Annotated in this window: 24 protein-coding genes; 14 read left to right on the top strand and 10 right to left on the bottom strand. The window is 65.4% G+C overall.

The genetic code is table 11. The features are described from left to right. Positions 1 to 97: 97 nt before the first annotated feature. On the bottom strand, positions 98 to 313 hold the full coding sequence (locus ACOI1H_RS08085; RefSeq protein ID WP_422436507.1) for a DUF2007 domain-containing protein: 216 nt from the start codon (positions 311 to 313) through the stop codon (positions 98 to 100). Between the two features lie 54 nt (positions 314 to 367). Between ACOI1H_RS08085 and ACOI1H_RS08080 the strand changes: the two genes are divergently transcribed. Further along, the gene (locus ACOI1H_RS08080) at positions 368 to 1,366 is read left to right on the top strand and encodes a polyprenyl synthetase family protein (protein ID WP_422436506.1); all 999 of its coding nucleotides are present in this window, start codon (positions 368 to 370) and stop codon (positions 1,364 to 1,366) included. On the opposite strand, the gene ACOI1H_RS08075 is transcribed toward ACOI1H_RS08080, so the two are convergent. The 3 genes from ACOI1H_RS08075 to ACOI1H_RS08065 all read right to left on the bottom strand — a co-directional run bounded on the left by ACOI1H_RS08075 (position 1,363) and on the right by ACOI1H_RS08065 (position 5,699). Next, positions 1,363 to 2,226, bottom strand: coding sequence for a 4-(cytidine 5'-diphospho)-2-C-methyl-D-erythritol kinase (locus ACOI1H_RS08075; protein WP_422436504.1), 864 nt, complete (start codon positions 2,224 to 2,226; stop codon positions 1,363 to 1,365). The two genes, ACOI1H_RS08080 and ACOI1H_RS08075, sit on opposite strands and share 4 nt — an antisense overlap. Then, positions 2,223 to 3,926 carry a tetratricopeptide repeat protein gene (locus ACOI1H_RS08070; RefSeq protein WP_422436503.1) on the bottom strand — a complete coding sequence of 568 codons (1,704 nt, stop codon included), beginning with the start codon at positions 3,924 to 3,926 and terminating at the stop codon, positions 2,223 to 2,225. Before ACOI1H_RS08070 ends, ACOI1H_RS08075 begins: the two co-directional genes overlap by 4 nt. A 126-nt stretch (positions 3,927 to 4,052) precedes the next feature. After that, positions 4,053 to 5,699, bottom strand: a complete 1,647-nt coding sequence (locus ACOI1H_RS08065; protein WP_422436501.1) for an electron transfer flavoprotein-ubiquinone oxidoreductase — start codon at positions 5,697 to 5,699, stop codon at positions 4,053 to 4,055. A 244-nt stretch (positions 5,700 to 5,943) separates the two neighbouring features. Between ACOI1H_RS08065 and ACOI1H_RS08060 the strand changes: the two genes are divergently transcribed. The 10 genes from ACOI1H_RS08060 (at position 5,944) to ACOI1H_RS08015 (ending at position 14,597) form a co-directional block, all read left to right on the top strand. Then, entirely contained in the window at positions 5,944 to 7,527 is a 1,584-nt protein-coding gene (locus tag ACOI1H_RS08060) for a Hint domain-containing protein (protein WP_422436513.1), read from the top strand. A 90-nt stretch (positions 7,528 to 7,617) separates the two neighbouring features. Further along, positions 7,618 to 8,088, top strand: a complete 471-nt coding sequence (gene greA, locus ACOI1H_RS08055; protein ID WP_422436500.1) for a transcription elongation factor GreA — start codon at positions 7,618 to 7,620, stop codon at positions 8,086 to 8,088. 15 nt (positions 8,089 to 8,103) lie between these two features. Next, entirely contained in the window at positions 8,104 to 9,087 is a 984-nt protein-coding gene (locus ACOI1H_RS08050; RefSeq protein WP_422436498.1) for a hypothetical protein, read from the top strand. Between the two features lies 1 nt (position 9,088). Further along, positions 9,089 to 10,021 (top strand): AEC family transporter, encoded by a 933-nt coding sequence (locus ACOI1H_RS08045; protein ID WP_422436497.1) that lies wholly within the window; start codon positions 9,089 to 9,091, stop codon positions 10,019 to 10,021. A 64-nt stretch (positions 10,022 to 10,085) separates the two neighbouring features. Next, on the top strand, positions 10,086 to 10,913 hold the full coding sequence (gene fghA, locus ACOI1H_RS08040) for an S-formylglutathione hydrolase (RefSeq protein ID WP_422436495.1): 828 nt from the start codon (positions 10,086 to 10,088) through the stop codon (positions 10,911 to 10,913). After that, complete coding sequence (locus ACOI1H_RS08035; RefSeq protein WP_422436494.1) at positions 10,879 to 11,379, top strand: YaiI/YqxD family protein; 501 nt, start codon at positions 10,879 to 10,881, stop codon at positions 11,377 to 11,379. Before fghA ends, ACOI1H_RS08035 begins: the two co-directional genes overlap by 35 nt. A 3-nt stretch (positions 11,380 to 11,382) precedes the next feature. Beyond that, positions 11,383 to 12,015, top strand: a complete 633-nt coding sequence (locus ACOI1H_RS08030) for an HAD family hydrolase (protein ID WP_422436492.1) — start codon at positions 11,383 to 11,385, stop codon at positions 12,013 to 12,015. Beyond that, positions 12,012 to 12,926, top strand: a complete 915-nt coding sequence (locus ACOI1H_RS08025) for an ornithine cyclodeaminase family protein (RefSeq protein ID WP_422436490.1) — start codon at positions 12,012 to 12,014, stop codon at positions 12,924 to 12,926. The genes ACOI1H_RS08030 and ACOI1H_RS08025 overlap by 4 nt, the downstream gene beginning before the upstream one ends. Next, on the top strand, positions 12,913 to 13,704 hold the full coding sequence (locus tag ACOI1H_RS08020) for a phytanoyl-CoA dioxygenase family protein (RefSeq protein ID WP_422436489.1): 792 nt from the start codon (positions 12,913 to 12,915) through the stop codon (positions 13,702 to 13,704). The genes ACOI1H_RS08025 and ACOI1H_RS08020 overlap by 14 nt, the downstream gene beginning before the upstream one ends. Beyond that, positions 13,701 to 14,597, top strand: a complete 897-nt coding sequence (locus ACOI1H_RS08015; protein ID WP_422436488.1) for an alpha/beta fold hydrolase — start codon at positions 13,701 to 13,703, stop codon at positions 14,595 to 14,597. The genes ACOI1H_RS08020 and ACOI1H_RS08015 overlap by 4 nt, the downstream gene beginning before the upstream one ends. A gap of 5 nt (positions 14,598 to 14,602) precedes the next feature. On the opposite strand, the gene ACOI1H_RS08010 is transcribed toward ACOI1H_RS08015, so the two are convergent. Next, positions 14,603 to 15,844 (bottom strand): MFS transporter, encoded by a 1,242-nt coding sequence (locus tag ACOI1H_RS08010; RefSeq protein WP_422436486.1) that lies wholly within the window; start codon positions 15,842 to 15,844, stop codon positions 14,603 to 14,605. A gap of 67 nt (positions 15,845 to 15,911) precedes the next feature. Here ACOI1H_RS08010 and zapE point away from each other — a divergent pair, with 67 nt between their 5' ends. Further along, positions 15,912 to 16,967 carry a cell division protein ZapE gene (gene zapE, locus ACOI1H_RS08005; protein ID WP_422436512.1) on the top strand — a complete coding sequence of 352 codons (1,056 nt, stop codon included), beginning with the start codon at positions 15,912 to 15,914 and terminating at the stop codon, positions 16,965 to 16,967. 211 nt (positions 16,968 to 17,178) lie between these two features. Here the strand turns inward: zapE and ACOI1H_RS08000 are convergent, their stop codons facing one another. The 5 genes from ACOI1H_RS08000 to ACOI1H_RS07980 form a co-directional block, all read right to left on the bottom strand. Then, positions 17,179 to 17,712, bottom strand: a complete 534-nt coding sequence (locus ACOI1H_RS08000) for a hypothetical protein (protein ID WP_422436485.1) — start codon at positions 17,710 to 17,712, stop codon at positions 17,179 to 17,181. A 104-nt stretch (positions 17,713 to 17,816) separates the two neighbouring features. After that, positions 17,817 to 19,106, bottom strand: a complete 1,290-nt coding sequence (locus ACOI1H_RS07995) for a bifunctional folylpolyglutamate synthase/dihydrofolate synthase (RefSeq protein WP_422436484.1) — start codon at positions 19,104 to 19,106, stop codon at positions 17,817 to 17,819. An 85-nt stretch (positions 19,107 to 19,191) separates the two neighbouring features. Further along, positions 19,192 to 20,130, bottom strand: a complete 939-nt coding sequence (gene accD / locus ACOI1H_RS07990; RefSeq protein WP_422436483.1) for an acetyl-CoA carboxylase, carboxyltransferase subunit beta — start codon at positions 20,128 to 20,130, stop codon at positions 19,192 to 19,194. Positions 20,131 to 20,186: 56 nt separating this feature from the next. Beyond that, entirely contained in the window at positions 20,187 to 21,074 is an 888-nt protein-coding gene (locus ACOI1H_RS07985; RefSeq protein WP_422436481.1) for a CPBP family intramembrane glutamic endopeptidase, read from the bottom strand. Positions 21,075 to 21,111: 37 nt separating this feature from the next. After that, a complete protein-coding gene (locus ACOI1H_RS07980) occupies positions 21,112 to 21,990 on the bottom strand; it encodes a type II CAAX prenyl endopeptidase Rce1 family protein (RefSeq protein ID WP_422436480.1) in 879 nt (292 codons plus the stop codon). Between the two features lie 128 nt (positions 21,991 to 22,118). On the opposite strand from ACOI1H_RS07980, the gene ilvD reads away from it, so the two are divergent. Both ilvD and ACOI1H_RS07970 read left to right on the top strand, forming a co-directional pair. Continuing rightward, positions 22,119 to 23,882 carry a dihydroxy-acid dehydratase gene (ilvD, locus tag ACOI1H_RS07975; RefSeq protein WP_422436478.1) on the top strand — a complete coding sequence of 588 codons (1,764 nt, stop codon included), beginning with the start codon at positions 22,119 to 22,121 and terminating at the stop codon, positions 23,880 to 23,882. Positions 23,883 to 23,947: 65 nt separating this feature from the next. Continuing rightward, a complete protein-coding gene (locus ACOI1H_RS07970; protein ID WP_422436476.1) occupies positions 23,948 to 24,508 on the top strand; it encodes a dihydroxy-acid dehydratase in 561 nt (186 codons plus the stop codon). Positions 24,509 to 24,518: the final 10 nt, after the last annotated feature.

Genomic DNA, 24,518 nt, shown 5'->3' with positions numbered 1-24,518 from the left:
TAGCCCATTCATGCTGAGGTGAAATTATTGCCAAGTCGTTGACGATCGTGCGGCAATCTTTCGCCGTGTCACGATATGACGCACGCCGCGCGACCGGTCAGGTCGACACGTCGATCTCGGCGTCGCGCATCACGGCGCGCGCCATGAACAGGTCACTGTCCGCAACCATGATCCGTTGCGGCAAAATGCCGAGGCTTCCGTCGAGGACGCTCATGTTTACGTCAAACCGAAAGCAGGCTATATCCTCGGCGTCCAGAAGAGCGGTGGCGAGGGCGATGACCGTCGGGTCGTTGGTGCGAAGCAGTTCTTTCATGGAGCGTTACCTATGCCGCCTGTGCGGCCCTGTCCATCAGCCGCTGGAATTGCCATGAGCCTCGACCTTGCCGCCACGAAACCCCACGAACGTCTGGCCGCTGCGCTGGCCGACGACATGGTCGCGGTGAACGACATGATCGCCGCCCGCATGGCATCCGAGAACGCCCCCCGCATCCCCGAAGTGACGGCGCATCTGGTCGGGGCCGGTGGCAAGCGGCTGCGGCCGATGCTGACGCTCGCCGCCGCGCGGCTTTGCGGATATGAAGGTCCGTATCACGTGCATCTGGCGGCGACGGTGGAATTCATTCACACTGCGACCCTGCTGCATGACGACGTGGTGGACGAAAGCGACAAGCGACGGGGGCGACCTACCGCGAACCTGCTGTGGGACAACACATCGTCTGTTCTGGTGGGCGACTACCTCTTTGCCCGCAGCTTTCAGCTCATGGTCGAAACCGGCAGCCTGCGCGTGCTCGACATCCTGGCCAACGCCGCCGCCACTATTGCCGAAGGCGAGGTGCTGCAACTGACTGCCGCCCGCAACATCGCCACCACGGAAGCGACCTATCTTCAGGTCGTGCGCGGCAAGACGGCGGCGCTGTTTTCCGCGGCGACGGAAGTCGGTGGTGTGATCGCAGGCGCGCCCGAAGATCAGGTGAAGGCGCTGCATACCTATGGCGACGCGCTGGGCATCGCCTTTCAGATCGTCGACGACCTGCTGGACTGGCAGGGTGATGCGGACATCGGCAAGAACGTCGGCGACGACTTTCGCGAAGGCAAACTGACCATGCCCGTGATCAGGGCCATCGCCGCCGGTGACACGAATGACCGCGTCTTCTGGACCCGGACCCTGGAAAAGCGGGTGCAGGAACCTGGCGATCTGGAAAAGGCGCGCGCCTTGCTGGACCGATACGGCACCCTCGACAGCACACGCGACGACGCTTTGATCTGGGCAGAGCGGGCAAAGGATGCGCTGGCGCCCTTGCCAGAGCATGAGATCAAGGCGATGCTGACCGATCTGGCCGACTACGTGGTGGCCCGGCTGGTCTAGCCGCGCAGCACGGCGGCGGGGGCGACCCACCAACCCATCTCGGCCACCTGAACCGCGCGCGCGGCCTGGCGCGCCGCGGCCATGTCGTTCACCAGCGCCCAGCAGGTCGCACCCGACCCTGACAGACCGACGGCCTTGATTGCCGGCAGCAGGCGCAGCCGATCCAGCACGCGGTCGATCTGCGGCGCGATCTGGCGCGCCGGTGGCAGCAGGTCGTTGCGCTGCCGGTCCAGCCAGGCGGCGAAGGTGTCGAGGTCGGCCCCGACAGGGACCCTGTCCATCGCCGGATTGTCCTTCCGAGTCAGCGCCTTGAAAACCTCTGGCGTTGGCGTGTCGACCTTCGGGTTCACCAGCACCAGTGCGCAGTCGGGCAGGGCGGGCGGGGCAAAGACATCGTCGCCGATCCCTTGCATGTGCAACGGTGCGGGGCCCGACAGGCACACCGGGACATCGGCCCCAAGCGCCACCACGGCAGGGTGATCGGCGGGCAGGGGGGCCACCTCCCAGAACCGGGAGAGCAGGCGCAAAGTCTCGGCGGCGTCAGACGATCCGCCGCCCAGACCCGCCGCATGAGGCAGATGCTTGTCCAGATTCAGGGCCGCCCCCCGGTCGACGCCGCGCAATTCGGCCAGCGCCCGCGCAGCCCGCAGCACGAGGTTGCGGTCGTCCACCGGCACGCCAAGCGCAAAGGGTCCGCCAACCGTCAGCCGGATGTCCGGCGCGGGAATCACGGTCAACCGGTCGCCGACATCGACGAAGACGACCAGTGAATCCAGCAGGTGATAGCCGTCGCTGCGCTGGCCCGTGACATGCAACGTCAGATTGACCTTGGCCGGGGCGGTTGACGTCAGCCGCGTCATTGACCGGTCGCGACGCGCGTGGGGGCCAGACCCTCGTCGCTGCGAACCGCATCCAACCCGCGCGCCAGCTTATCGCGGATGCGTGCGGCCAGATCCGGCTCCGGGTCGAACGACAGGGCGCGCTGCCACTGGAACTGCGCTTCCCGCGCGCGACCCACGGCCCAGTAGGCATCGCCCAGATGATCGTTCACGATGGGGTCCGTCGCCTCGAGAGAGGCGGCGCGTTCCAGCGGATCGACCGCATCCTCGTAGCGCCCAAGCTGGAAATAGACCCAGCCCAGCGAATCCACGATGGCACCGCTTTCCGGTTGATCCACCACGGCCCGTTCGATCATGCCAAGCGCCTCGTCCAGCTTCTCTCCGCGTTCGACCAGCGAGTAACCGAGGTAGTTCAGCACCTGCGCCTGATCCGGGTTCAGCGCCAAGGCGGCGCGAAAATCCGCTTCCGCCTGCGGCCAGTCGTCCATTTCGTGCGCGACGATGGCGCGGGTGTAATGGACGACCCAGCGGTTCGGATCGGTGGCGGGATAAAGGTCAAGCGCCCGGCCATAGGCGGCCAGTGCGCCGGGCAGGTCGTCGTTATCGCGTAGCACGTCACCCAGACGCGCCTGCACGAAGGGCAGGTCGGGTCGCGTACGCGCAAGGGCCTGCGCGACCTCTGCCGCAACCGCCGCGTCGCCGGACAGGCGCAGGGTGTCGATGCGGCCCAGTTCGGCGTTCACAAAGCTGGGGTCGTCCTGCGGCACGCTGGCAAAGGCCGCGGCTGCCAGATCGTGACGGCCCATGTTCTGCAACAGGGCTGCCGTCAGCAGGGCTGCGTCGGTGCTGGCGGGTGCCAGAAACTGCGCGACGCGGGCGTATTGCAGGGTGTAGTCGTCGCGTGCTTCGGTCGACAGCAGGCTCGCGATCATGAAGGCTACCTCGGCCACGCCCTGTCGGGGACTGGTCACGACGTCGAAGGGCAGCGTCTCTTTCGCGGCGACACGCTCGGTCAGGGACACGATGGTCGGGTCCAGTGTGTCGCCGAAGGCGGTCGAAAGCACGGCCGCCGCATCGGCGTGGCGCCTCAGTTGCGACAGAACCTGCACATGGGCAATCGCCGCGCGCGGTCCGAAATCCTGCGCACCCTGTTCCGTGTCGGCAAGGATCGCATCGGCCCCTTCGTAATCCCCGACCGAAGCCAGCGCGAGCGCCTTGTGGAACAGGCCGTAGGTCGCCATGCCGTCCGTCGCGATCACGGCGTCAAAGCCCGCCAGTGCGGCGGTCATGTCGCCTTGACCAAGCCGCGCCCAGGCCAGCACCAGACCGTCGAACAAGGGACTGACCACAAGACCGGCGTCGAAATCCGCGATGATCTGATCCCAGGCCCCCTGCGCCACAGCGTCTGTGACAAGGATCAGGTTGGCGACCTGGCTGTCGAGGCCGGCGGTACGCATGTCCTGCGCGACAGGCACCGCGCGGGCGATGTCCCCCAGGGCCAGATAAGCGATGGCCAGGTTTTCCAGCAGCGCGGGGTTCAGGGGATCGCGGGTCAATGCCTCGTCGAAATAGGTCGCTGCCGCACCGAAATCGTTGAGCGCCGCGGCATTCCGCGCGGCAAGATAGGCCCCGGCGTTCGGGTCCGCCGCGGTCTGGGCCAGCGCCGTGTCTGCACCCAGAAGCGTCGCGACGAAAATGCCGGTCGAGATAAGTCGTTTCACGTGTGGGTGCGCCTGTCTGCTGTGTTGCAGCATAGCCTAGGCGTGCAGGCTGGCGGGCGCAATCGCATGACCCTCACAGGCGCTTGAACGGGCGAACCTTCGCCCGCCCGCCAACCTGCTGCCGGGCTACATATTGGGGTAGTTCGGCCCGTCGCCGCCCTGCGGGACCGTCCAGACGATGTTCTTGCTGGGGTCCTTGATGTCGCAGGTCTTGCAATGCACGCAGTTCTGGAAATTGATCTGGAACCGCGTGTCGTCGCCGGTTCCGACGAATTCATAAACCCCGGCGGGGCAATAGCGCGCGGACGGCCCCGCGTATTCCGGCAGGTTCACTTTCACCGGGATGGACGGGTCGATCAGCTTGAGGTGCGACGGCTGGCTTTCCTCGTGATTGGTAAAGCTGAAGGCCACGTTGGTCAGCCGGTCGAACGACAGCTTGCCGTCCGGCTTGGGATAGTCGATGGGCTTGTGCTTGCTGGCCTTCTCCGTCGCCTCTGCATCGGACTTGCCATGCTTCAACGTACCGAGAAGCGAGAAACCAAGCGTATTGGTCCACATGTCGAACCCACCGACCGCGAGCGACGGGAACAGCCCGTATTTCGACCAGAGCGGCTTGACGTTGCGGACCTTCTTGAGGTCCTTCCCAACCGGGCCGGATTTCAACGCCGTGTCGTAATCGGTCAATGTGTCGCCCGCGCGTCCGGCCTTGATTGCGTCATGGGCCGCCTCTGCCGCGTGGATGCCGGACAGCATGGCGTTGTGATTGCCCTTGATCCGCGGCACGTTCACGAGGCCTGCGGAACAGCCCAGCAGCGCGCCGCCGGGAAAGGCCGTCTGCGGGATCGACTGATAGCCGCCTTCGGAAATCGCCCGCGCGCCGTAGGCAGTCCGCTTGCCGCCCTGCAACAGCTCCGCCACCATCGGATGATGCTTGAACCGCTGAAATTCCATGTAAGGGAAAATATAGGGATTCTTGTAGTTCAGGTGGACGACGAAACCGACATAGACCTGATTGTTGTCAAGGTGATAGATGAAAGACCCGCCGCCGGCGTTCTTGCCCAGTGGCCAGCCCATCGTATGCGTCACGGTGCCGGGCTTGTGCTTGGCCGGGTCGATCTCCCAAATCTCCTTCATGCCAAGGCCGTATTTCTGCGGCTCTGAATCCTTGGCAAGATCGTATTTCGCGATCACCTGCTTGGACAACGACCCGCGCACGCCTTCCGACAGGAAGACATACTTGCCCAGCAACTCCATCCCCGGTTCGTAGCCCGACCCTTCGGTGCCGTCGGCGTTGCGGCCAAATTCACCGGCGACGACACCGGCGACGCGACCATCCTCGCCCCAGACCAGCTCCGAACAGGACATGCCGGGAAAGATCTCGACTCCCAGGGCTTCGGCCTGTTCGGCCATCCAGCGGCAGACATTGCCCATGCTGACGATGTAGTTGCCGTGGTTGTTCATCAGCGGCGGCATGGGAAAATTCGGGATGCGGATCTTGCCGGACTCGCCTAGCAGATAGAAGTTGTCCTCTTTCACCGGCACGGTGATTGGCGCGCCGCGCTCTTTCCAGTCCGGCAACAGGCGGTCCAGCCCACAGGTGTCCAGCACCGCACCCGACAGGATGTGCGCCCCGACCTCTGACCCCTTTTCCAGCACGACGACCGACAGGTCCGCGTCAAGCTGTTTCAGCCGGATTGCCGCCGACAGGCCGGCAGGGCCCGCACCCACGATGACGATGTCGTATTCAATTGCTTCGCGTTGCGCGTCGGCCATGATCCTGATCCCCTGAAAGGTCCCGCAATAATGTTCTGCAAGGGGTTACAGGACCGCCGCCGTCTGGGCAATCGCGACACCACGTTAAATCCGGATCGCCCTCTGGATGTCGAGGAATTGATTGAAGTTCACGGCAATTTTCCGCCCCCCTCACGCCGCAATGTTCACGATTTTGCGCGATGTCTGACTGGCCCGACCGGCGAGACCGCATAACACCGAGACAAGAGAATCCCCTGTGCCCACGATGTTCGAAGTCATTTATCTTGGCCAGTTGTCGATCATCGACAGCCAGAGCCACAACGAGGAGGTTTCGGAAAACGCTGCCGGAATTCTGGGGTCATATGGCACCGCCGTTGCCCCGCTTTACGACAGTATCAAGACATTGGCTGCCGGTGATCTGAACGAGGACGCCAACGACACTTACGACGTCGACAACATCGGCGGCCACGACAGCTTCCGCATCAATGGCGGCGCGTTGCAGAATTTTGATGCCGTGGCGACCTACAACGCCACGATCACCTATCTGGATGGCAGCACGGCGACGGTCACGGCAACCGTCTTTCAGGATGTGACCGGGCGGACTTACCTCGCCCCCGAGATCACGAACAACGCCGATCAGGCCGCGTTGACCGCGGCACCGATCCGGTCTCTGCAACTGACCTCGGTCTTCAGCAATACCGGCGACGCCGCGGGCGACATGCAGGCCACCCGGATCGCCGGCGACTTCAAGGCCCCCGTGGACGGTGCCGGCACGGGCGAGACGATGAGCCTTGGCTATACCGATGGGCAGGGCGACCGGATTACCACAACCGGCGACCTGATCTTCGGCAACGACGGCAACGACGCCATTTCGGCCGAGGCCGGCAACGACGTCGTGTTCGGCGGTTCCGGGCAGGACACCATTTTCGGCGGGACGGGGAACGACCGGCTGGCTGGAGGGGGCGGCGACGACCGGCTGACCGGAGGTGTCGGCAACGATACCTTCGCCTTCGCCCGTGCGGGCGGCCATGACCGCATCCTTGATTTCGATTTGGGCGACGCAAACGGCGACGGATTCTACAACGACCAGCTTGACGTCAGCGACCTGCGCACGCCGTCAGGCGATCCGGTCACGGCCTTGAACGTGATGGTCATCGACGATGGGGCAGGGAACGCCCGCCTGATCTTTCCCGAAGGCGAAAGCGTCGTGCTGCAAGGTGTCACCCCCGCGCAAATGGCTACGGTACAACAGAGGTATCGCGCGGGGATCCCCTGCTTCACCCAAGGCACAATGATCCTGACTCCGCAGGGCGAACGCCGCATCGACGATCTGGCCGTGGGCGACCGCGTCGTCACCCGCGATAATGGCCCGCAGCCGATCGCCTGGATCGGGAGGCGCGATCTGGGTCGGGCGGAACTGACACTGAACCCGAACCTTGCACCCGTGCGGATCTCGGCCGGGGCCTTCGGCAATGACCGCCCGCTTCTGGTGTCGCCGCAGCACGGTGTCCTGTTGCAGAACGCCGCCCGCGAAACGCTGGTCCGCGCGACCCATCTGGCCCGCATGTCCGGCGGTCGGGTCCGCATTGCGCGCGGTGCGCGGCAAATCCGCTATATCCACCTAATGTTCGACGCGCATCAGATCATCCTGTCGAACGGTCTCTGGACCGAAAGCTTCTATCCCGGCAAGCATGCGCTCGCGATGATGCAAGGGCCCGAGCTTGCGGAGCTTCTTGCGCTGTTTCCGGCGCTGCGTCACGGGGCTGTCGCGGCCATCGGGGCCACGGCCCGCGACGTGGCACGGTGGCAGGACCTTCCTGCAACGCTGCGGGCGGTCCGCGCCGCCTAAGGCAACCGCCACTTGCGCTTGACTTTGCACTGCCTCAATACGGTATGAACATCCGATTGATGAAACCTGCCGCCAAAGGGCCCCCTTGCCATGGAAAAGATCCCGCTGACCGCAGCCGGCCACAAGAAGCTCGACGACGAACTCAAGCACCTGAAATCCGTCGAACGCCCTGCCATCATCCGCGCCATTTCCGAAGCGCGCGAACATGGCGACCTGTCCGAGAATGCCGAGTATCACTCCGCCAAGGAAAAGCAGTCCTTCATCGAAGGCCGCGTGAAGGAGTTGGAGGGCGTGCTGTCGCTGGCCGAGGTCATCAACCCGGCCCGGATGTCCGGCACGGTGAAGTTCGGCGCGACCGTGCATCTGGTGGACGAGGATACCGACGAGAAGAAGGTGTTCCAGATCGTCGGCGAATACGAGGCCGATATCGAACGGGGTCTTCTGAACATGAAGTCGCCGCTGGCCCGTGCCCTGATCGGCAAGGATGCCGGCGACAGCGTCGAGGTCCGCACCCCCGGTGGCGACAAGGCCTACGAGATCACGCAGATCGAATTCAAGTAGAAGGCGATCACAGTCATGGCCGACGGCCAGCGCAAACCACTGTTCGTCAACGATACCGGGCTGTCGACGGTCGAGATGCTGGCGATCGGCATGGGTGCACTTTGGATCGTGCTGGTTGGCATCTTCATCTTTTACATGCCGCCCGCCCCCGAAGGTGCGGGTGCGCTGCAGGCGCTCGTGCTGGTGATGACGGTTTTCCTGCCGGTCGCGATGTTCTGGGTCGCTGCAACCGCCGCCCGCACGACGCGCGTGCTGCACGATGAATCGATGCGGCTTCAGGCGGCTGTCGATGCGCTGCGCGCGGCCTATGTCAGCGATCGCAAGAACAACACCGCCGCCCCGACGGTCGCGGCAAAGCTGAACGAGGTCGCGCAGACCGCCCGCAAGACGGAATCGACCCTTGCGACCTTCACGACCTCGCGCGATGTGACCGCAAGGACGAAGCTGTCGATCACCTCTGTCAGCCATGTGCCAGTGGACGATCAGCCGCGACTGGCCCTTGGCACGCAAGCCGAGGATATGGCTCCGCCACTGGCGCGCACCGATTTCATCCGCGCGCTGAATTTTCCGGATAACGACAAGGACATGCCGGGTTTCGACGCGCTGCGCCGGGCCTTGAAGGACCGCAATGCCCGCCAGCTCGTGCAGGCGGCGCAGGACGTGCTGACGCTGCTGTCGCAGGACGGCATCTACATGGACGATCTCGCGCCCGACCGCGCCCGACCCGAGATCTGGCGTCGCTTCGCGATGGGCGAGCGGGGGCGGTCGATGGCGGCGCTGGGCGGTATCCGCGACCGCAGCTCATTGGCATTGTCGGCCGGACGGATGCGCGAAGATACGATCTTTCGCGATGCGGCGCACCACTTTCTGCGGCTTTTCGACAAGGGCCTTGTCAATTTCGAACCTGACGCCTCGGACGAGGAGATTGCCGCGCTGGCCGACACCCGTTCCGCCCGGGCGTTCATGGTTCTGGGACGCGTGACCGGGGCCTTCGACTGACGTGCTGGCGATCTTTCTGCAGACGCTGCCGTTCTTCGCGATCATCGGGCTTGGCTACATCGCAGGGCGCACCGGGTTCTTTTCCGAAGAAGCAACGGCCTACCTGACGAAGTTCATTTTCTATTTCGCCCTGTCGGCCCTGCTGTTCCGCTTTTCCGCGAACCTGACCCTGTCAGAGGTCTTCGACTGGCAGTTCGTCCTGGCCTACCTCTGCGGCACGGGTGCCATCTACATCGTCGCCACCGTCGTCGCGATGATCCGCCGCCTGTCCATCGCCGAGGCCGCGGTCGAGGCGCAGGTCGCCGTCATCGGCAACGTCGGATTCCTTGGCATCCCGATGCTGACGCTGTTGCTGGGGCCAGAGGCGATCGGCCCCAACATGATGGTTTTGTCCGTGGACCTGATCGTCTTCGGATCGCTGATCGTCATTCTGATCACCGGCAGCCGCGACGGGCGCGTCCACATGGGCGTATTGAAGACCGTCGGCATGGGCCTGTTGAAGAACCCGATGATCGTCTCCATCGTGCTGGGCCTGACCGTCTCGGCACTGGCGCTGCCGATTCCGAAGCCGCTGAATGACTTCGTCACCATCCTGGGTGGCGCGGCCACGCCCGGCGCCCTTTTCGCCATCGGGGCCAGTCTCGCGTCCAAATCCGCCGAACGCCTGTCGGTCGCCGTCTGGCTGTCCACCTGCAAACTGGCGCTGCACCCAGCGGCCGTCGCCTTCTTTGCGCTGATGGTCTTTGACGTGGACCCCTACGCGGCTGGTGTGATGATTGCGGCGGCCGCCCTGCCTGTCGCGGGGAACGTCTACATGCTGGCACAGCATTACCGCGTCGCACCGCAGCGGGTGTCGGCGGCGATCCTGGTGTCGACCGCCCTCAGCATCCTGACGGTCTCGGGCGTCATCGCCCTGGTCGTGCAACGCTATTAAGGCGGGGTTCACAGCCGCGGCTGACTGGGTTAGCCATTTCGCAACCAGCAAAGAGGACCGCGTCATGGACATCAAATCCGAAAACCGCAGCTTTGGAGGCACCCAGGGTGTCTACACCCACACCAGCGACGCCACCGGCACCGACATGACCTTTGCCCTGTTCTTGCCGGAGGAGGCTGCAACCGGCCCCGTCCCGCTGTTGTGGTTTCTGTCCGGCCTGACCTGCACCCACGACAATGCGATGACCAAGGCGGGCGCGCAGCAATGGTGCGCCGCACAGGGCATCGGTCTCGTGTTTCCCGACACCTCGCCGCGCGGCGAAGGTGTCGCCAACGACGAGGCCTATGACATGGGGCAGGGGGCCGGGTTCTACATCGACGCGACCGAGGCACCGTGGTCGCCCCACTTCCGGATGGAATCCTACCTCACGAAGGACCTGACCGACCTGCTGGCCGCCGAGTTCCCGCTCGACATGGACCGGCAGGCCATCACGGGCCACTCGATGGGCGGCCACGGCGCATTGACGCTCGCGATGAAGCATCCGAACCGCTTCCGCTCCGTCTCGGCCTTCTCGCCGATCTGCCACCCCTCCGCATCGGACTGGGGGCGCAAGCAGTTCACCGGCTACCTTGGCGCGGATGCCGACTGGACCGGCCATGACGCGACGCTGTTGATGCAGTCGAAAGGCTTCGATGGCCCGGTGCTGGTCGACCAAGGCACCGACGACCAGTTCTACGACCTGCTGAACACCGGCGATTTCGCCGCGGCCTGTGCCGTCCGCCGTCAGGACGCACAGGTGCGGCTGCAAAAAGGCTACGATCACAGCTATTTCTTCATCTCGAACTTCATGGAAGAGCATGTCGATTTTCACGCGCAGGCGCTTTACGCATGATCGTTTGGGCAGAGGGTCGCAGGTGATCTACGTCGATGCCGACGCCTGCCCGGTCAAGGCAGAGGTGGAGCGCGTGGCGACCCGCCACAAGGTCCGCACCTTCGTCGTGTCGAACGGCGGCATCCGCCCGTCGCCCAATCCGCTGATCGAAACCATCGTGGTCCCGGACGGCCCGGATGTCGCCGACATGTGGATCGCGGACCGCGCGGGGCCGGGGGATGTCGTCATTACCGGCGACATCCCGCTGGCCGCCCGCTGCGTCGAAAACGGCGCACAAGTGCTGAAGCACAATGGCGAAGTCCTGACGCCCGCGAACATCGGCAACATCCTCGCCACCCGCGACCTGATGGCCGACATGCGCGCCGCCGACCCGTTCCGCCAAGGCGGCGGCCGGCCGTATTCCAAGGCCGACCGCTCCCGCTTTCTCGACGCACTCGAACGCGCGCTCCGCGCCGCAAAAGGATAGACCATGCCCGTGACCGCCGCCATCAAGGCCGTCGTCTTCGACATCGGCAACGTGCTGATCGAATGGCAGCCCGAACGCTTCTACGACGCGACCGTGGGCGAGGCGCGCCGTCGCGCGATGTTCGCAGCCCTCGACCTGCACGGCATGAATGACGGCGTGGACCGTGGCGATCATTTCCACGACGCCGTGACGGCCTTCGCGGCACTGAACCCCGACTTCCACGCCGAGATCATGATGTGGCACGACAACTGGGCCGACATGGCCAGCCCCGCAATCCCGCACGCCGTCCGGCTCCTGCGGGCCTTGCGGGCGAACGACGTGCCCTGCTTTGCCTTGTCCAATTTCGGTATCCAGACCTTCGAGATTGCCGAAGGACGCTATGATTTCTTGCACGAATTCGATCGTCGCTACATTTCCGGCCACATGGGCGTCATCAAGCCCGACGTCGCGATCTACCAGATGCTGGAGGACGACTGTGGCATGGCCCCCGGCAATCTGTTGTTCACAGACGACCGTATCGACAACATCCGCGCGGCCAATGCACGTGGTTGGCAGACCCATCTGTTCGACGGACCCACCGCCTTTGCCGACCGTCTGGTGGCCGAAGGTCTTCTGACACCGGAGCAAGCGCAATGACCCAGCAGATCCCCTTCGCCGCCGAACGCCACCTCGACTGGCTTGCGCTGACCGACGCGCTTGCCGCCGGCCACGACCTGCCGCCGGCCAAGGTAGAGGACGTCTTCCTTTACCAAGGTGACAACACGCTGCTGAACCGATCTGCCTGGATCGCGGGGCTGGGCGTGCTGGTCAAGGCCGCGACGGTGTTCCCCGGCAATCCGGCCAAGGGCAAGCCGATGGTCGGCGGTGCCGTGAACCTGATTTCCGACGACGACGGATCGCTGACCGCGATCCTTGATTTCGCGCTGGTGACGAAGTGGAAGACCGCCGGTGACAGCCTGCTGGCGGCGCGGCACCTTGCACGCCCGGACAGTCGCAACATTCTGATCGTCGGTGCGGGGACCGTAGGCCGCAGCCTGCTGGCCGCCTACGGCGCGGCCTTCCCGGACGCGCAATTCACGGTCTGGAACCGGTCGCCCAAGGGGGCAGAGGCTTTCGTGGCCGACTACCCGCAGGTTCGTCTTGCCCAAGACCTCGAATCCGCCGTGCGCGCCGCGGACATCGTGACCTGCGCCACCATGTCCACCGACCCGATCATCAAGGGGGACTGGCTGCAACCCGGCCAGCACATCGACCTGATCGGGGCCTACCGCCCCGACATGCGCGAGGCCGACGACACCGCGATCAAGCGCGCCCGCGTCTTCGTCGACAATCGCCACACCACGATGGCGCATATCGGCGAATTGAAGGCCCCGCTCGATGCGGGCGTGATCCCGTCGGATCACGTCAAGGCCGACTATTATGACCTGTCGTCATTCCGGCGCCATGACCCTGACGAAATCACCCTGTTCAAGAACGGTGGCGGCGCGCATCTCGATCTGATGACCGCCGACTACATTCTGAGGGCTGTGACCGATGCTGCTGACTGACACGCAAATTGCCGACTTTCAGCGCGACGGGGCCGTTGTGCTCCGGGGCCTGATGGCCGATTGGGTCGACACGATGGCAGAGGGCATCGCCGCCAACATGGCAGAACCCGGCCCCTACGCGTCCGAGAACGCGGTGTCCGAGGGGCGCTTCTTTGACGATTACTGCAACTGGCAGCGCATCCCGGCGTTCCGGTCCGTCGTGACCGACAGCCCTGCTGCGCAGATCGCCGCCGAAGCGATGCAAAGCCAAACGGCTCAGTTTTTCCACGACCATGTTTTGGTCAAGGAACCCGGCACGCCCAAACCCACGCCCTGGCATCAGGACTCCCCTTACTACCTCGTCGCGGGCACGCAGACTGTCAGCCTGTGGATGCCGTTGGACCCCGTGCGCGAGGCCTCCTTGCGGTTCGTCGCCGGGTCGCATCGCTGGGACCGGATGGTCCGCCCGGTCAGTTGGGCCGACGACAGCGACTTCTATGCCGGTTCGCACGATTGGACACCGGTGCCCGACCCCGACGCGGACCCCGGCGACATGCGCGTGCTGGAATGGCCGATGGACCCCGGCGACGCGGTCCTGTTCGATTTCCGCACCGTCCACGGTGCGCGCGGCAACACCGGCAGCACCCGCCGCCGCGCCCTGTCGCTGCGGTTCGTGGGCGACGATGCGCGGGTGGTGGCGCGCCCCGGCCGCACCTCTCCGCCTTTTCCGGGGCACGACATGGCCCCCGGCGACCGGCTGCGCCCCGACTGGTTCCCCGTTGTCTGGACAGCCGCGTGATCTGGGCGCTGATCCTCGCCGCATTGGCGGCCCTCGCCCTCGTGCCGCAGTACCAAGAGGCACAGCGTCATCCCGTCACCGCGGCCGACCGTGCAGCGGCCCCGGGCAAGGTCGTGACCCTGACGCAGGGCGAAACCTATATCCGGTGGCACGGTCCGGTGCGTGGGCCGGTCATCGTCGCGATCCATGGCCTGACAACGCCGTCGCAGGTCTTTGACGATCTGGCGGGGCGGCTTGCTTTACTCGGCTACCGCATCCTGACCTATGATCTTTACGGCCGCGGCCTGTCGGACCGCGTGCCCGGACCGCAGAATGCCGCCTTCTTCTTGCGCCAGCTTGACGATCTGTTGACCGATCAGCAACTGGACGAGGACGTGATCTTGCTGGGCTATTCGATGGGCGGGGCCATCGCCGCCGCCTTTGCCGCCGCCCAGCCGCACCGCGTCGGCCGCGTCATCCTCCTCGCCTCCGCCGGGATGGAGATTAATGAACCCGATTTCTGGAGAACCGCCGGCCGCCTGCCGGTGCTGGGCGACTGGCTGGCCGGCACCTTTGGCGCGTCCCGTCTGGCCAGCGAGATCGCCAGCCCTTCACCGCTGGAAGAGGTGCAGCGCGCCGAGCTGACCCGGCGCGGCTATATCCAGGCCGTGCTGTCCAGCCGCCGACACTTTCTGACCGAGTCGCAAGAGACCGCCCACCGCCTGCTGGGGCGTGAAGACGTCCCTGTCGCGGCGATCTGGGGCGGACAGGACCCGATCATCCCTCTGCGGGCGCTTGGCACGCTGGCCCAATGGAACCGCAACACGGTGCAAGAGGTGGTGACCGACGCCGATCACAGCCTGCCGTGGCGGCACGCGGAACAGATCGTCGCGATCCTGCGGCAGCGGGACTAGGGCGATCAGGCCGGCAAGGCCGCCGGGGCCGTGCGTTCGCGGATCGGCAGATGCACGATGGCGCTGAACGCCCCGACACCGACACCGATCCACCAGACGGCGGTATAGCTGCCAAAGGCGTCATACAGCCGCCCACCCAGCCAGACCCCCATGAAGCTGCCCAACTGGTGCGAAAAGAAGACGATGCCGTAGAGTGTACCCATGTAGCGCAGCCCGTAAAGATGCGCGACAAGTCCGGACGTCAGCGGCACGGTCGCCAGCCACAGGCTGCCCATGGCAAGGCTGAACAGGATCACCGTTGCAGGCGTGATCGGCGTCAAGATGAACGCCGCCGCGACGAAGGTGCGCGCGGCATAGATCCCCGCCAGCAGATATTTGCGCTGGAACCGCTTGCCCGCCCAGCCCGCCAGCAAGGTGCCGCCGATGTTTGCCAGCCCGATCAACGAAATCGCAATGGCCCCCAGCGCGCTGGTGGTCGTGATGCCGAGGCCCGCAAGGATGCCGCCGGCCATGATCGGGCCGCACATTTCTGTCACGAAGGCGGGAAAGTGCGCGGTGATGAAGCCGAGCTGGTAGCCACAGGAAAAGAACCCGACGAAGATCAGCATGAACGACGGATCGCGCATCGCGCGGTTCAGGACATGGCCCATGCTCTCTTCCAGCACCGCGCGCGATGCGGGGGTCGGGCTGCGCATCATCGGCAGTACCGCAAGCGATGAAAGGATCAGGCCCGCGAACACAAGGAACACGCTTTGCCACGTCATCAGCGTCAGAAGCCATTCTGCCAGCGGCGCGCCAAAGACCTGTCCGGCGGACCCGGCAGCGGTCGCCACGGCGAGCGCCATCGACCGGTTGTCGTCGCTGGCCGCGCGTCCCACGACGGCAAGGATGACGCCAAAGCCGGTGCCGGCGATTCCGAAGCCCACGAGGATCTCGGTCATCTGGGCCGCCAGCGGCGTGGTGGCCCCCGCCGATAGCACGAGGCCCGCGGCATACATCACCGCGCCCAGGATGATTGCCTTGCGGTCGCCCACCTTCTCCGCGATCGCACCGAAGAACGGCTGCCCGAACCCCCAGGCCAGGTTCTGGATCGCGATGGCAAGGCTGAACTCGGCCCGCGGCCAGTTGAACTCTGCGGCGATGGGAATCTGGAACACGCCAAAGGATGCGCGGATCGCGAACCCCGTCATGATGATGACGCAGCCGGCAATCAGGACGGGATTCAGAAGGGGCGAGCGCTGTAGCATGGCAAAGCTAGATGGCGGCCCGCGTGAATTGTCAATTCCGCACACACCGCCTAAGTCATGCCCCATGATGACCGTGACCCAAGCCTATGACGCCGCCGTTGCCGACGGCCGCCTGACCCGCGACGCCGCACAGGAAGGCGTGCTGCCCGAACTCGACCGCATCCAGGCCGCCTTGGCCGAGCCGGTGAAGCGGGGCCTGTTTCGTAAGGCCCCGCCGCCGCCCAGGGGGCTGTACATGTGGGGGGGCGTCGGTCGCGGCAAGTCGATGCTGATGGACCTCGCTTATGCGGCCATCGACGCGCCCAAGCAGCGCCAGCATTTCCATGCCTTCATGCAGTGGGTCCACGCCGAGATCGGCGAGGCCCGCAAGACCGGCGTGGACGATGCCATCAAGCCCGTTGCGGCCAAACTTGTCGCCGACATCCGCCTGCTCGCCTTCGACGAGATGCAGATCAGCGACATCACCGACGCGATGATCGTCGGTCGCCTGTTCGAGGCGCTTTTCGCCGCCGGTGTCACCGTCATCACCACGTCGAACCGGCCACCGGACGATTTGTACAAGGACGGGCTCAACCGGCAGATCTTCGCGCCGTTCATCGACCTGCTGAAGGACCGGATGGTCGTCCATGAACTTGCCGCCGCCGTGGACTACCGGCAAGGACGGCTGGCCGGGACGCCGACCTACTTCACCCCGATCAACGCCGACAGCCGCGCGCGGATCAAGGACGTCTGGGACGACCTGAGCCACGGTCAGGGCGCACCGCTGACCCTGCGGATCAAGGGGCGTGACGTGACCCTGCCGCAGTTTCACAACGGCGTCGCGCGGGCGTCCTTTTACGACCTTTGCGGCAAACCGCTGGGGGCGGCGGATTACCTCGCCCTCGCCGATGCCGTGCGTGTGCTGATCCTGGAAGACATCCCCTCGCTCGGACGCGACAACTTCAACGAGGCGAAGCGGTTCGTGACCCTGATCGACGCGCTGTATGAAGCGCGGACGCGGCTGATCTGCACCGCCGCCGCTGCCCCTGAATACCTGTACCGTGAAGGCGAGGGATCATTCGAATTCGAACGCACGGCCAGCCGCCTGCGTGAGATGCAGGCCGACGGATGGGCCGATACCTGACGCGGGAGGCCCGTCGTTCTTCGGGTCTATAATATCCCAGGGGTCTGGGAGCAGAGCCCTCACCCGGTCGTCATGGCCCCCGCGCCCAAGCAAAAAGGCAGGCCCTGGGGAACCTGCCTTCCTGCTCTGCCAAATTTTCCGGGGATGCGGTGGTTGGCCCACCCGTTCTCTCCGAAGTTGAATTCACCATAATGTGAGGGGTGATTCGCAGTCAATCCCCTGATTCGCGAATCGGTGCCTTGCTCATGGGAATCGTGTTGCGGCAGTCGGGCGTGACGGGGTCCAACGTCGCCAGAAACGGCGTCGCAGGGTGGATACTGCTGGTTTCGACATAGGTGCCGTTGACGCAGATATCCTGCGCGTAGTTGCCTGAATTGAATCCGAAACCCGGACTGCCGCAGTTCTGCACATTGCCATCGGCGTTCCAGCCCTGGCTGTGTGTCCCGGCAAAACTGCCGCCGGTCAGGAATGTCATGCCCATCGGATCGAACCGCAGATGCCATGTGGTGCCAGGCGCGACCTGATGCATGTCCCAGGTCCCCAAAAGCTGTCCGTCGATGTAACCGGCGATCTTGAATGCGGTCACATCTGCCTCCGTCACGACGGCCCGGAACATCTTGGCGTCGGGAATCTGCATCCGGCCGGTCATGGTGTAGCCGCCTTCGCCACGCCAGCAGAAGTTCACGTTGGCCGCCGTCGCGGTCATCGGGGCTAGGGCGGTCATCAGGGCAAGCGGGCGAAGCATGAATAATTCCGATCAAATGATGACCGAATTGTAGCAAAATTGCGGCGGGCTGTGAAATCCAAACGTTACCTTTTCGTTAACGTCACCGAAACAGAGCGTTCCGCTCAGACCGGTCCGCCGGTGCCGTTCAGGCGCAGCACATGGCCCGCCAGATACAGCGATCCGCAGATCAGCACGCGCACAGGACCCTTTGCGGACAGATCGCGCAGCGCGGTTTCCACATCCGGCGCGATCGTGGCAGCAAGGCTCACGGATGCGGCGTGGCGGGCTGTTTCCTCGGCCGGGATCGTCGCCGCCTCGCCGGGGATCGACACGGCGGTCAGGCTGGCCGCCACGCCAGTCAGCGGCGAGAGATAGCCTGCGATATCCTTCGTGTTCAACATGCCGCAGATCAGATGCGTCGGGCGCGGCGGCAGGCCCTTCAGCGTCTGCGCCAGCACGGCTCCGGCGGCGGGGTTGTGTCCGCCGTCAAGCCAGAGCTCTGCCGGCCGCGCGAGATCCGCCAGCGCGCCCTCATCCAGCCGTTGCATCCGCGCCGGCCATGCCACGCGGGTCATGGCCGCGGCGCTGGCGGTCTCTGCGTCGTCGCCCGCAAGGTGGCGCAGGGCGGCAATGGCCATGCCGGCATTGCCGATCTGGTGCGGGCCGGGCAGGGCGGGCAGGGGCAGGTCCAGCAGGCCGCGTTCGTCCTGATAGATCAGGCCGCCCCGTTCCTCGCTCACGTGCCAATGCTGGCCATGCACAAGCAGTGGCGCGCCCAGCCGCGCGGCTTGCCGCTCGATCACCGCCAGGCAATCATCGTGTTGCGGGCCGACGATGCAGGTTACACCGCGCTTGATGATCCCCGCCTTCTCGGCCGCGATCAAAGGCAGCGTGTGCCCAAGGTAGCTCTGGTGGTCCAGATCGACCGGCGTGATGATCGTCAACGCAGGTCGGGCGACCACATTCGTCGCATCGAGCCGCCCGCCAAGCCCCACCTCCAGCAGCGTGAAATCTGCCGGGGTATCGGCAAAAGCCAGCAGGGCTGCGACGGTCGTGATCTCGAAATAGGTGATCGGCACCGTGCCGTTGGCGGCTTCGACCCGGTCCAGCAGGGCAGCCAGCGCATCCTCGGCGATCAGCGATCCGGCCAGCCGGATACGTTCGTGAAACCGCGCAAGATGAGGCGAGGTATAGGCATGGACTGCGCGGCCCTGCGCCTCCAGCCCCGCGCGGATCATCGCCTGCGTGCTGCCCTTGCCGTTGGTGCCTGCGATATGGATCACCGGGGGCAGGCGGTCCTGCGGATCGCCCAAGGCACCAAGAAGCTGCCACACACGGTCGAGGGTCAAGTCGATCACCTTCGGATGCAGGGTCATCATCCGTTGCAGGATCGCGTCGGAAGTCAGGGTCATCGCAGGCTCCGGCCACGGCGGCATGCCAGCGTCAGGCCCGGCGCAAACCGCATGTCACGGCAGCCAAGAGCAAGGCCTGTTTCGGTCACGCCTTGGCCTGCGCCTCCGGTGCGGCTGCCTCGTCCATCGCGTGGCTGTCGATGTGCGGCGGCGGCAGGTCGCCGGCAACGGCGGGCGGCAGTTGCATCAGCATCCGCAGGATGGTGACCAGTTCGTCCTTCAGGTCCGTTCGCTTCGTCACCCGGTCCAGCATGCCGTGGTCCAGCAGGTATTCCGCCCGCTGAAACCCTTCGGGCAATTTTTCACCGATGGTCTGTTCGATCACCCGCGCCCCGGCAAAGCCGATCAGGGCATTCGGTTCCGCGATCTGCACGTCGCCCAGCATCGCGTAGGACGCGGTGACGCCGCCCGTGGTCGGATGGGTCAACACGACGATGTAGGGCAGGCCCGCTTCCTTCAGCATCTGCACGGCGATCGTGGTGCGCGGCATCTGCATCAGGCCCAGGATGCCCTCCTGCATGCGCGCGCCGCCGGCCGCGGAAAACAGGATCAGCGGTCGGCCGATCTCTACCGCGCGCTCGGCCGCGGCGACGATGGCGTTGCCGACATACATCGACATCGATCCGCCCATGAAGCCGAAGTCCTGCACCGCGGCGACGACCGGCGTGCGGCCCATGTCACCCTCTGCCACCAGCATCGCGTCACGCTCTCCGGTCTTCTTGCGGGCATCCTTCAGGCGGTCGGTGTATTTCTTCTGGTCGCGGAATTGCAGCGGATCGGTGACAGGTTCCGGCACCTTGATCTCGGTGTAGACTCCGCCGTCGAACAGCGCCGTCAGCCGGTCGCGGGCGGTGATCGGCATGTGATGACCGCAGTTCGTGCAGACGTTCAGGTTGTCCGCCAGTTCGCGGTGGAACAGCATCGTGCCGCATTCCGTGCATTTGGTCCACAGGTTGTCCGGGACCTCGCGCCGCGAAAACAACGAGTTGATCGTCGGACGGACGTAATTCGTGATCCAGTTCATGCGCGGCACCTATCATCTTGTCGCACCGATTTAGGCCGGGGCGCATCCGATTGCAATCAAGCCCTGACCGCGACGCGCGCCGCCAGCCACATCACGAGGACCCCTAGCGCGGAATAGGCAAGGTCCAGAAAGGTCATCGGCGACAGCAGGCCCGCCAGCCCGTCCGCGTTCTCGACGTAGGTGTCGGCGGGCAACAGAAACAGCGCCAGCCCGAATCCGGGCGTGCCGACGTAGCCCAGCACAAGGGCCGCAAACAGGTTGTTGCCCAGATGCAGACCGATCGCGGCCCCCAGGTTGCCGGTCCGCGCCACAAGGTCGCCACAGGCCGCGCCCAGCAGTCCGGCCCAGACCGCCCAGAGCGCGCCCTCGGCCAGCCCCGCGCCGTTCAGCAGGTGACTGATCCCGAAATAGACCGACGGTCCCACCAGCCAGACCCGCCTGCGCAGATCGCGCGCCGCAAGTTGCTGCGTCAGGTAGCCCCGGAAATAGACTTCCTCGGTCGTGACCTGCACCGCGATGGCAAGGGCGGCGGGGATCAGCCAGACCAACCAGCCGCCGACGGGCGCCAGCGTCAGCCAGGGGATGTCGGGCCCCAGATCGAAAGGTTGCTGCACCAGCAGCACGAGGCAGACCGCGATCAGGCTGCGCCGCAGGTCGCGCCAGAAGGCCGGGCGCGGGCCGATCAGGCTGCCCAGCCCGCGCCGGTGCAGCAGGCGCACCAGCACCAGCAGCACAATCAGGTCCAGCCCGAAGCCCGCGTAGCTCAGCACCTCGATCCCTGCGTCGGACCACTGCGGCCCGACAAAGGGAGTGGCCAACATCGGCGTCAGGGCGAACCCTGCCTCGAACCCGATCCAGACAAGCGCGATGCGCCACAGGTCCGTCAACGGCTCTGCCGCGCGGCGGAAGGTCAGAAGCGGACGATAGGCATCGGGCAGGTGCATGGCGCAGGTGTGACCCAGCCGCGCTGTGCGCGCAATCTCAGTTCCGCGCGTCGCGCCGCAGCAGACGGCGCAGCACCAGCCAGATCGCGATCTGCGTGACCAGATCGGCCATGACCGGCAGCAACGGCATGTCGGTGATCGCGTAAGGCGTCGCATGGCTGGCAAAGGCATCCATCTGGCCCATGTTGCCCAGCACGATCATCAGAAAGGCGTTGTTGGCGAAATGCCAGCCCCAGCCCCAGCTGCCACCGATGCTGCCGCTGATCCGCGTGATGTCGGCCCAGGCCAGACCGGTGACGCCGATCATCACCACGACCAGCCCGTTCAGCGCACCGTTCGTCACCGGGTCCCAGTGCAGCGCGGCGAAGAGCACCGGCGGGCAGGCGAACCAGATCACCGGATTGCGGAACCGCGCCGCCAGTTGCTGCAGGATATAGCCGCGAAAGACCAGCTCTTCGGCACCCGTCTGGACCAGCACCAGCAGGACGGCCCAGGGCAGCCATGTCAGGACATGATCCAGCCCGTGCACCGGCGTTGCGTCATAGACCCAGGCCCACAGGCACAGGTTCAGCCCCTGTGCCACCGCAAAGACCCCCAGCGCCAGTCCGAAGTCTCGCACAACGCGGGCCGGCGGGCCGAACAGAGTCGCAGGTGCACGGGCGTGCAGCAACCGTACGGCGATGAAGACGCCAAAGACGACCCCGGCGAAGGAGCCCATCATCAGGCTCATCGACAGGGGCGTCGTGCCGCGCCACGCCATGTCGTTCGGCAAAAAGGGCGCGAAGGAAAAGGCGGCGATGACCACCGCCGCATAGATGCCGACAATTAGCATCAGGCCAAGGATCAGCCGCCACAGGGCAGGTCGGGCTCGGGCGGGCGCTGTGAAGGCCGCGAAGGCGGCGGTCTGGAACGGCATCGCGCCTCCGGCTGCGGGTAGGATGCAGCCTTGCCCGCCGGGGTATGGGATCGCAAGACCCCGCATTGCGGCTTGTGTCAGGGCATGTCGCAAATTAGACCATTGCCAACACGAAAGGACCCGTATCCATGGCCACCAACCGCCCCGACAAATCCCGTCTGCCCAGCCGTCACGTCACCGAAGGCCCCGCGCGCGCGCCGCACCGGTCCTATTACTACGCGATGGGCCTGACCGAGGAAGACATCGCACAGCCCTTCGTCGGGGTCGCCACCTGCTGGAACGAGGCCGCACCCTGCAATATCGCGCTGAACTGGCAGGCCCAGTCCGTGAAAAGCGGCGTAAAGGAAGCCCACGGAACGCCCCGCGAATTCACCACGATCACCGTCACCGACGGCATCGCGATGGGGCATGAGGGGATGCGCTCTTCTCTTGCTTCGCGCGAGGCCATCGCGGATTCCGTCGAACTGACGATGCGCGGCCACGGCTATGACGCCCTCGTCGGCCTTGCCGGTTGCGACAAGTCGCTGCCGGGCATGATGATGGCGATGATCCGTCTGAACGTGCCGTCGGTCTTCATGTATGGCGGCTCGATCCTGCCGGGCAAGGTGCCGGAAGGTGCCGATGTTCCCGCCGATTTCGCCAGCCGCGACCTGACCGTGCAGGACATGTTCGAGGCGGTGGGCCGTTACCAGAACGGAGAGATGACCGACGAACAGCTGGCCGTCCTCGAAAAGGTGGCCTGCCCGTCCGAAGGGGCCTGCGGCGGCCAGTTCACTGCCAACACGATGGCCTGCGTCAGCGAGGCGATCGGTCTGGCGCTGCTGAACTCCTCGGGGATGCCGGCACCGTTCAAGGATCGTGGGCAGTATGGCGTGGCATCGGGTCACGCCGTCATGCACCTGATCGAGCAGAACATCCGCGCCCGCGACATCGTCACGCGCAAGTCGCTGGAAAACGCCGCCCGCGTCGTGGCCTGCACCGGCGGGTCCACCAACGCCGGCCTGCACCTGCCCGCGATGGCGCACGAAGCCGGGATCGATTTCGACCTGTGGGACGTCTGCGACATCTTCAAGGACACGCCCTATTTCGTCGACATGAAGCCGGGCGGTCAGGCGGTCGCCAAGGACCTGTATGACGCCGGCGGCATCCCCGTCGTGATGAAAGAGCTGCGCAAGGCCGGCCTGATGCACGAGGATTGCATGACCGCTTCGGGCTACAGCATCGGCGAAGAGATCGACAAGATCACCCGTGACCCCGACGGCAAGACCATCCACTTTATCGACAACCCGATCACCAAGACCGGCGGTGTCGTCGGCCTGCGCGGCAACGTGGCCCCCGAAGGGGCCATCGTGAAGGTCGCCGGCATGACCGAGGACCAGCAGGTCTTTTCCGGCCCCGCCCGCGTTTTCGAATGCGAGGAGGATGCCTTTGCCGCCGTCAAGGCGCGCACCTACAAGAAAGGCGAGGTGCTGGTCATCCGCAACGAAGGCCCCGCCGGCGGCCCGGGCATGCGCGAGATGCTGGCGACCACCGCCGCCCTGTCCGGTCAGGGCATGGGCAAGAAGGTCGCTCTCATCACCGACGGCCGCTTTTCGGGTGCCACGCGCGGGTTCTGCGTCGGCCACGTCGGGCCAGAGGCCGCGCGCGGCGGTCCCATTGCCCTGTTGCAGGACGGCGACATCATCACCATCAACGCCTTGACCGGAGAGTTGTCGGCGAATGTCAGCGACACGGAATTCGACAAACGCCGCGCCGCATGGGCCGGCCCGCGGGAAACGATCTACGCCTCGGGCGCGCTGTGGAAATACGCCCAGCTTGTCGGTGGCGCGCGGCAGGGGGCGGTGACGCATCCCGGGGCCAAGCACGAAAAACACATCTACATGGACCTCTAGGGACCATGTTGCGCCGGATTGCCCTCTGGGCTGTCGCAGCGGCTGGTCTGGCTGCGTGCGAACCGATGCTCAACCCATCCGGTCCGCCGCCCGCCTCGGTCCGGCTGGCCAACGCGGTCAACGTGCAGGGGCCGCAAGGGTATTGCGTCGATCCGGTTGTCACGAAACCGCGCGAAGGCTTTGCCCTGCTGGCGGCCTGTGCCGCCATGACGGCCGACGACAGCGACGCCTATCCCGCGGCCATCGCCCTGATCACGGTCCAGGTCGGGGCCGTGGACAGCGCCGTTGTCCAAGGGCAGGAGGACGCGTTCAGCGCCTTCATGGACACGCCGCAAGGGGCGGCGCTGCTCTCGGCCTCTGCCATCGGCGGGCCGGTCGCCGTGCGCCTGACCCAGACCGATCCCAATGCCGTCGCCGTCTATACCGAAGACGCCGGCCCCCCCGGCATCAGCGGCACCCAGCCGCAGGCCTGGCGCATGTTCACCGACATCAACGGACGGCTGGTCACGATCTCGGTGCGGGGGCTGTCGGACGTGGCACTGTCGCAATCCCGGTCGCGGGCGCTCCTCGATGCGACGCTGGCGGTGTTGCGCGCCGCCAATGGTGCACCACAGACTGACGCCTGATCGCAGGCTC

This window comes from Loktanella sp. DJP18 (genome assembly GCF_049310965.1).
Lineage (GTDB): Bacteria > Pseudomonadota > Alphaproteobacteria > Rhodobacterales > Rhodobacteraceae > Loktanella.
Note: the sequence above shows the minus strand (reverse complement) of the source record. Positions and strands in the feature narration are given on the sequence as shown.

Coding starts and splice junctions, on each gene's coding strand:
- ACOI1H_RS08000 (WP_422436485.1), bottom strand. CDS start 17,712: ATGCTTCGCCCGCTTGCCCTGATGACCGCCCTAGCCCCGATGACCGCG.
- zapE (WP_422436512.1), top strand. CDS start 15,912: ATGACCGTGACCCAAGCCTATGACGCCGCCGTTGCCGACGGCCGCCTG.
- ACOI1H_RS07970 (WP_422436476.1), top strand. CDS start 23,948: ATGCTCAACCCATCCGGTCCGCCGCCCGCCTCGGTCCGGCTGGCCAAC.
- accD (WP_422436483.1), bottom strand. CDS start 20,130: ATGAACTGGATCACGAATTACGTCCGTCCGACGATCAACTCGTTGTTT.
- ACOI1H_RS08025 (WP_422436490.1), top strand. CDS start 12,012: ATGACCCAGCAGATCCCCTTCGCCGCCGAACGCCACCTCGACTGGCTT.
- ACOI1H_RS08050 (WP_422436498.1), top strand. CDS start 8,104: ATGGCCGACGGCCAGCGCAAACCACTGTTCGTCAACGATACCGGGCTG.
- ACOI1H_RS08075 (WP_422436504.1), bottom strand. CDS start 2,226: ATGACGCGGCTGACGTCAACCGCCCCGGCCAAGGTCAATCTGACGTTG.
- ACOI1H_RS08020 (WP_422436489.1), top strand. CDS start 12,913: ATGCTGCTGACTGACACGCAAATTGCCGACTTTCAGCGCGACGGGGCC.
- ACOI1H_RS07985 (WP_422436481.1), bottom strand. CDS start 21,074: ATGCACCTGCCCGATGCCTATCGTCCGCTTCTGACCTTCCGCCGCGCG.
- ACOI1H_RS08060 (WP_422436513.1), top strand. CDS start 5,944: ATGTTCGAAGTCATTTATCTTGGCCAGTTGTCGATCATCGACAGCCAG.
- ACOI1H_RS08030 (WP_422436492.1), top strand. CDS start 11,383: ATGCCCGTGACCGCCGCCATCAAGGCCGTCGTCTTCGACATCGGCAAC.
- ACOI1H_RS07980 (WP_422436480.1), bottom strand. CDS start 21,990: ATGCCGTTCCAGACCGCCGCCTTCGCGGCCTTCACAGCGCCCGCCCGA.
- ilvD (WP_422436478.1), top strand. CDS start 22,119: ATGGCCACCAACCGCCCCGACAAATCCCGTCTGCCCAGCCGTCACGTC.
- greA (WP_422436500.1), top strand. CDS start 7,618: ATGGAAAAGATCCCGCTGACCGCAGCCGGCCACAAGAAGCTCGACGAC.
- ACOI1H_RS08085 (WP_422436507.1), bottom strand. CDS start 313: ATGAAAGAACTGCTTCGCACCAACGACCCGACGGTCATCGCCCTCGCC.
- ACOI1H_RS08065 (WP_422436501.1), bottom strand. CDS start 5,699: ATGGCCGACGCGCAACGCGAAGCAATTGAATACGACATCGTCATCGTG.
- fghA (WP_422436495.1), top strand. CDS start 10,086: ATGGACATCAAATCCGAAAACCGCAGCTTTGGAGGCACCCAGGGTGTC.
- ACOI1H_RS07995 (WP_422436484.1), bottom strand. CDS start 19,106: ATGACCCTGACTTCCGACGCGATCCTGCAACGGATGATGACCCTGCAT.
- ACOI1H_RS08010 (WP_422436486.1), bottom strand. CDS start 15,844: ATGCTACAGCGCTCGCCCCTTCTGAATCCCGTCCTGATTGCCGGCTGC.
- ACOI1H_RS08035 (WP_422436494.1), top strand. CDS start 10,879: ATGTCGATTTTCACGCGCAGGCGCTTTACGCATGATCGTTTGGGCAGA.
- ACOI1H_RS08080 (WP_422436506.1), top strand. CDS start 368: ATGAGCCTCGACCTTGCCGCCACGAAACCCCACGAACGTCTGGCCGCT.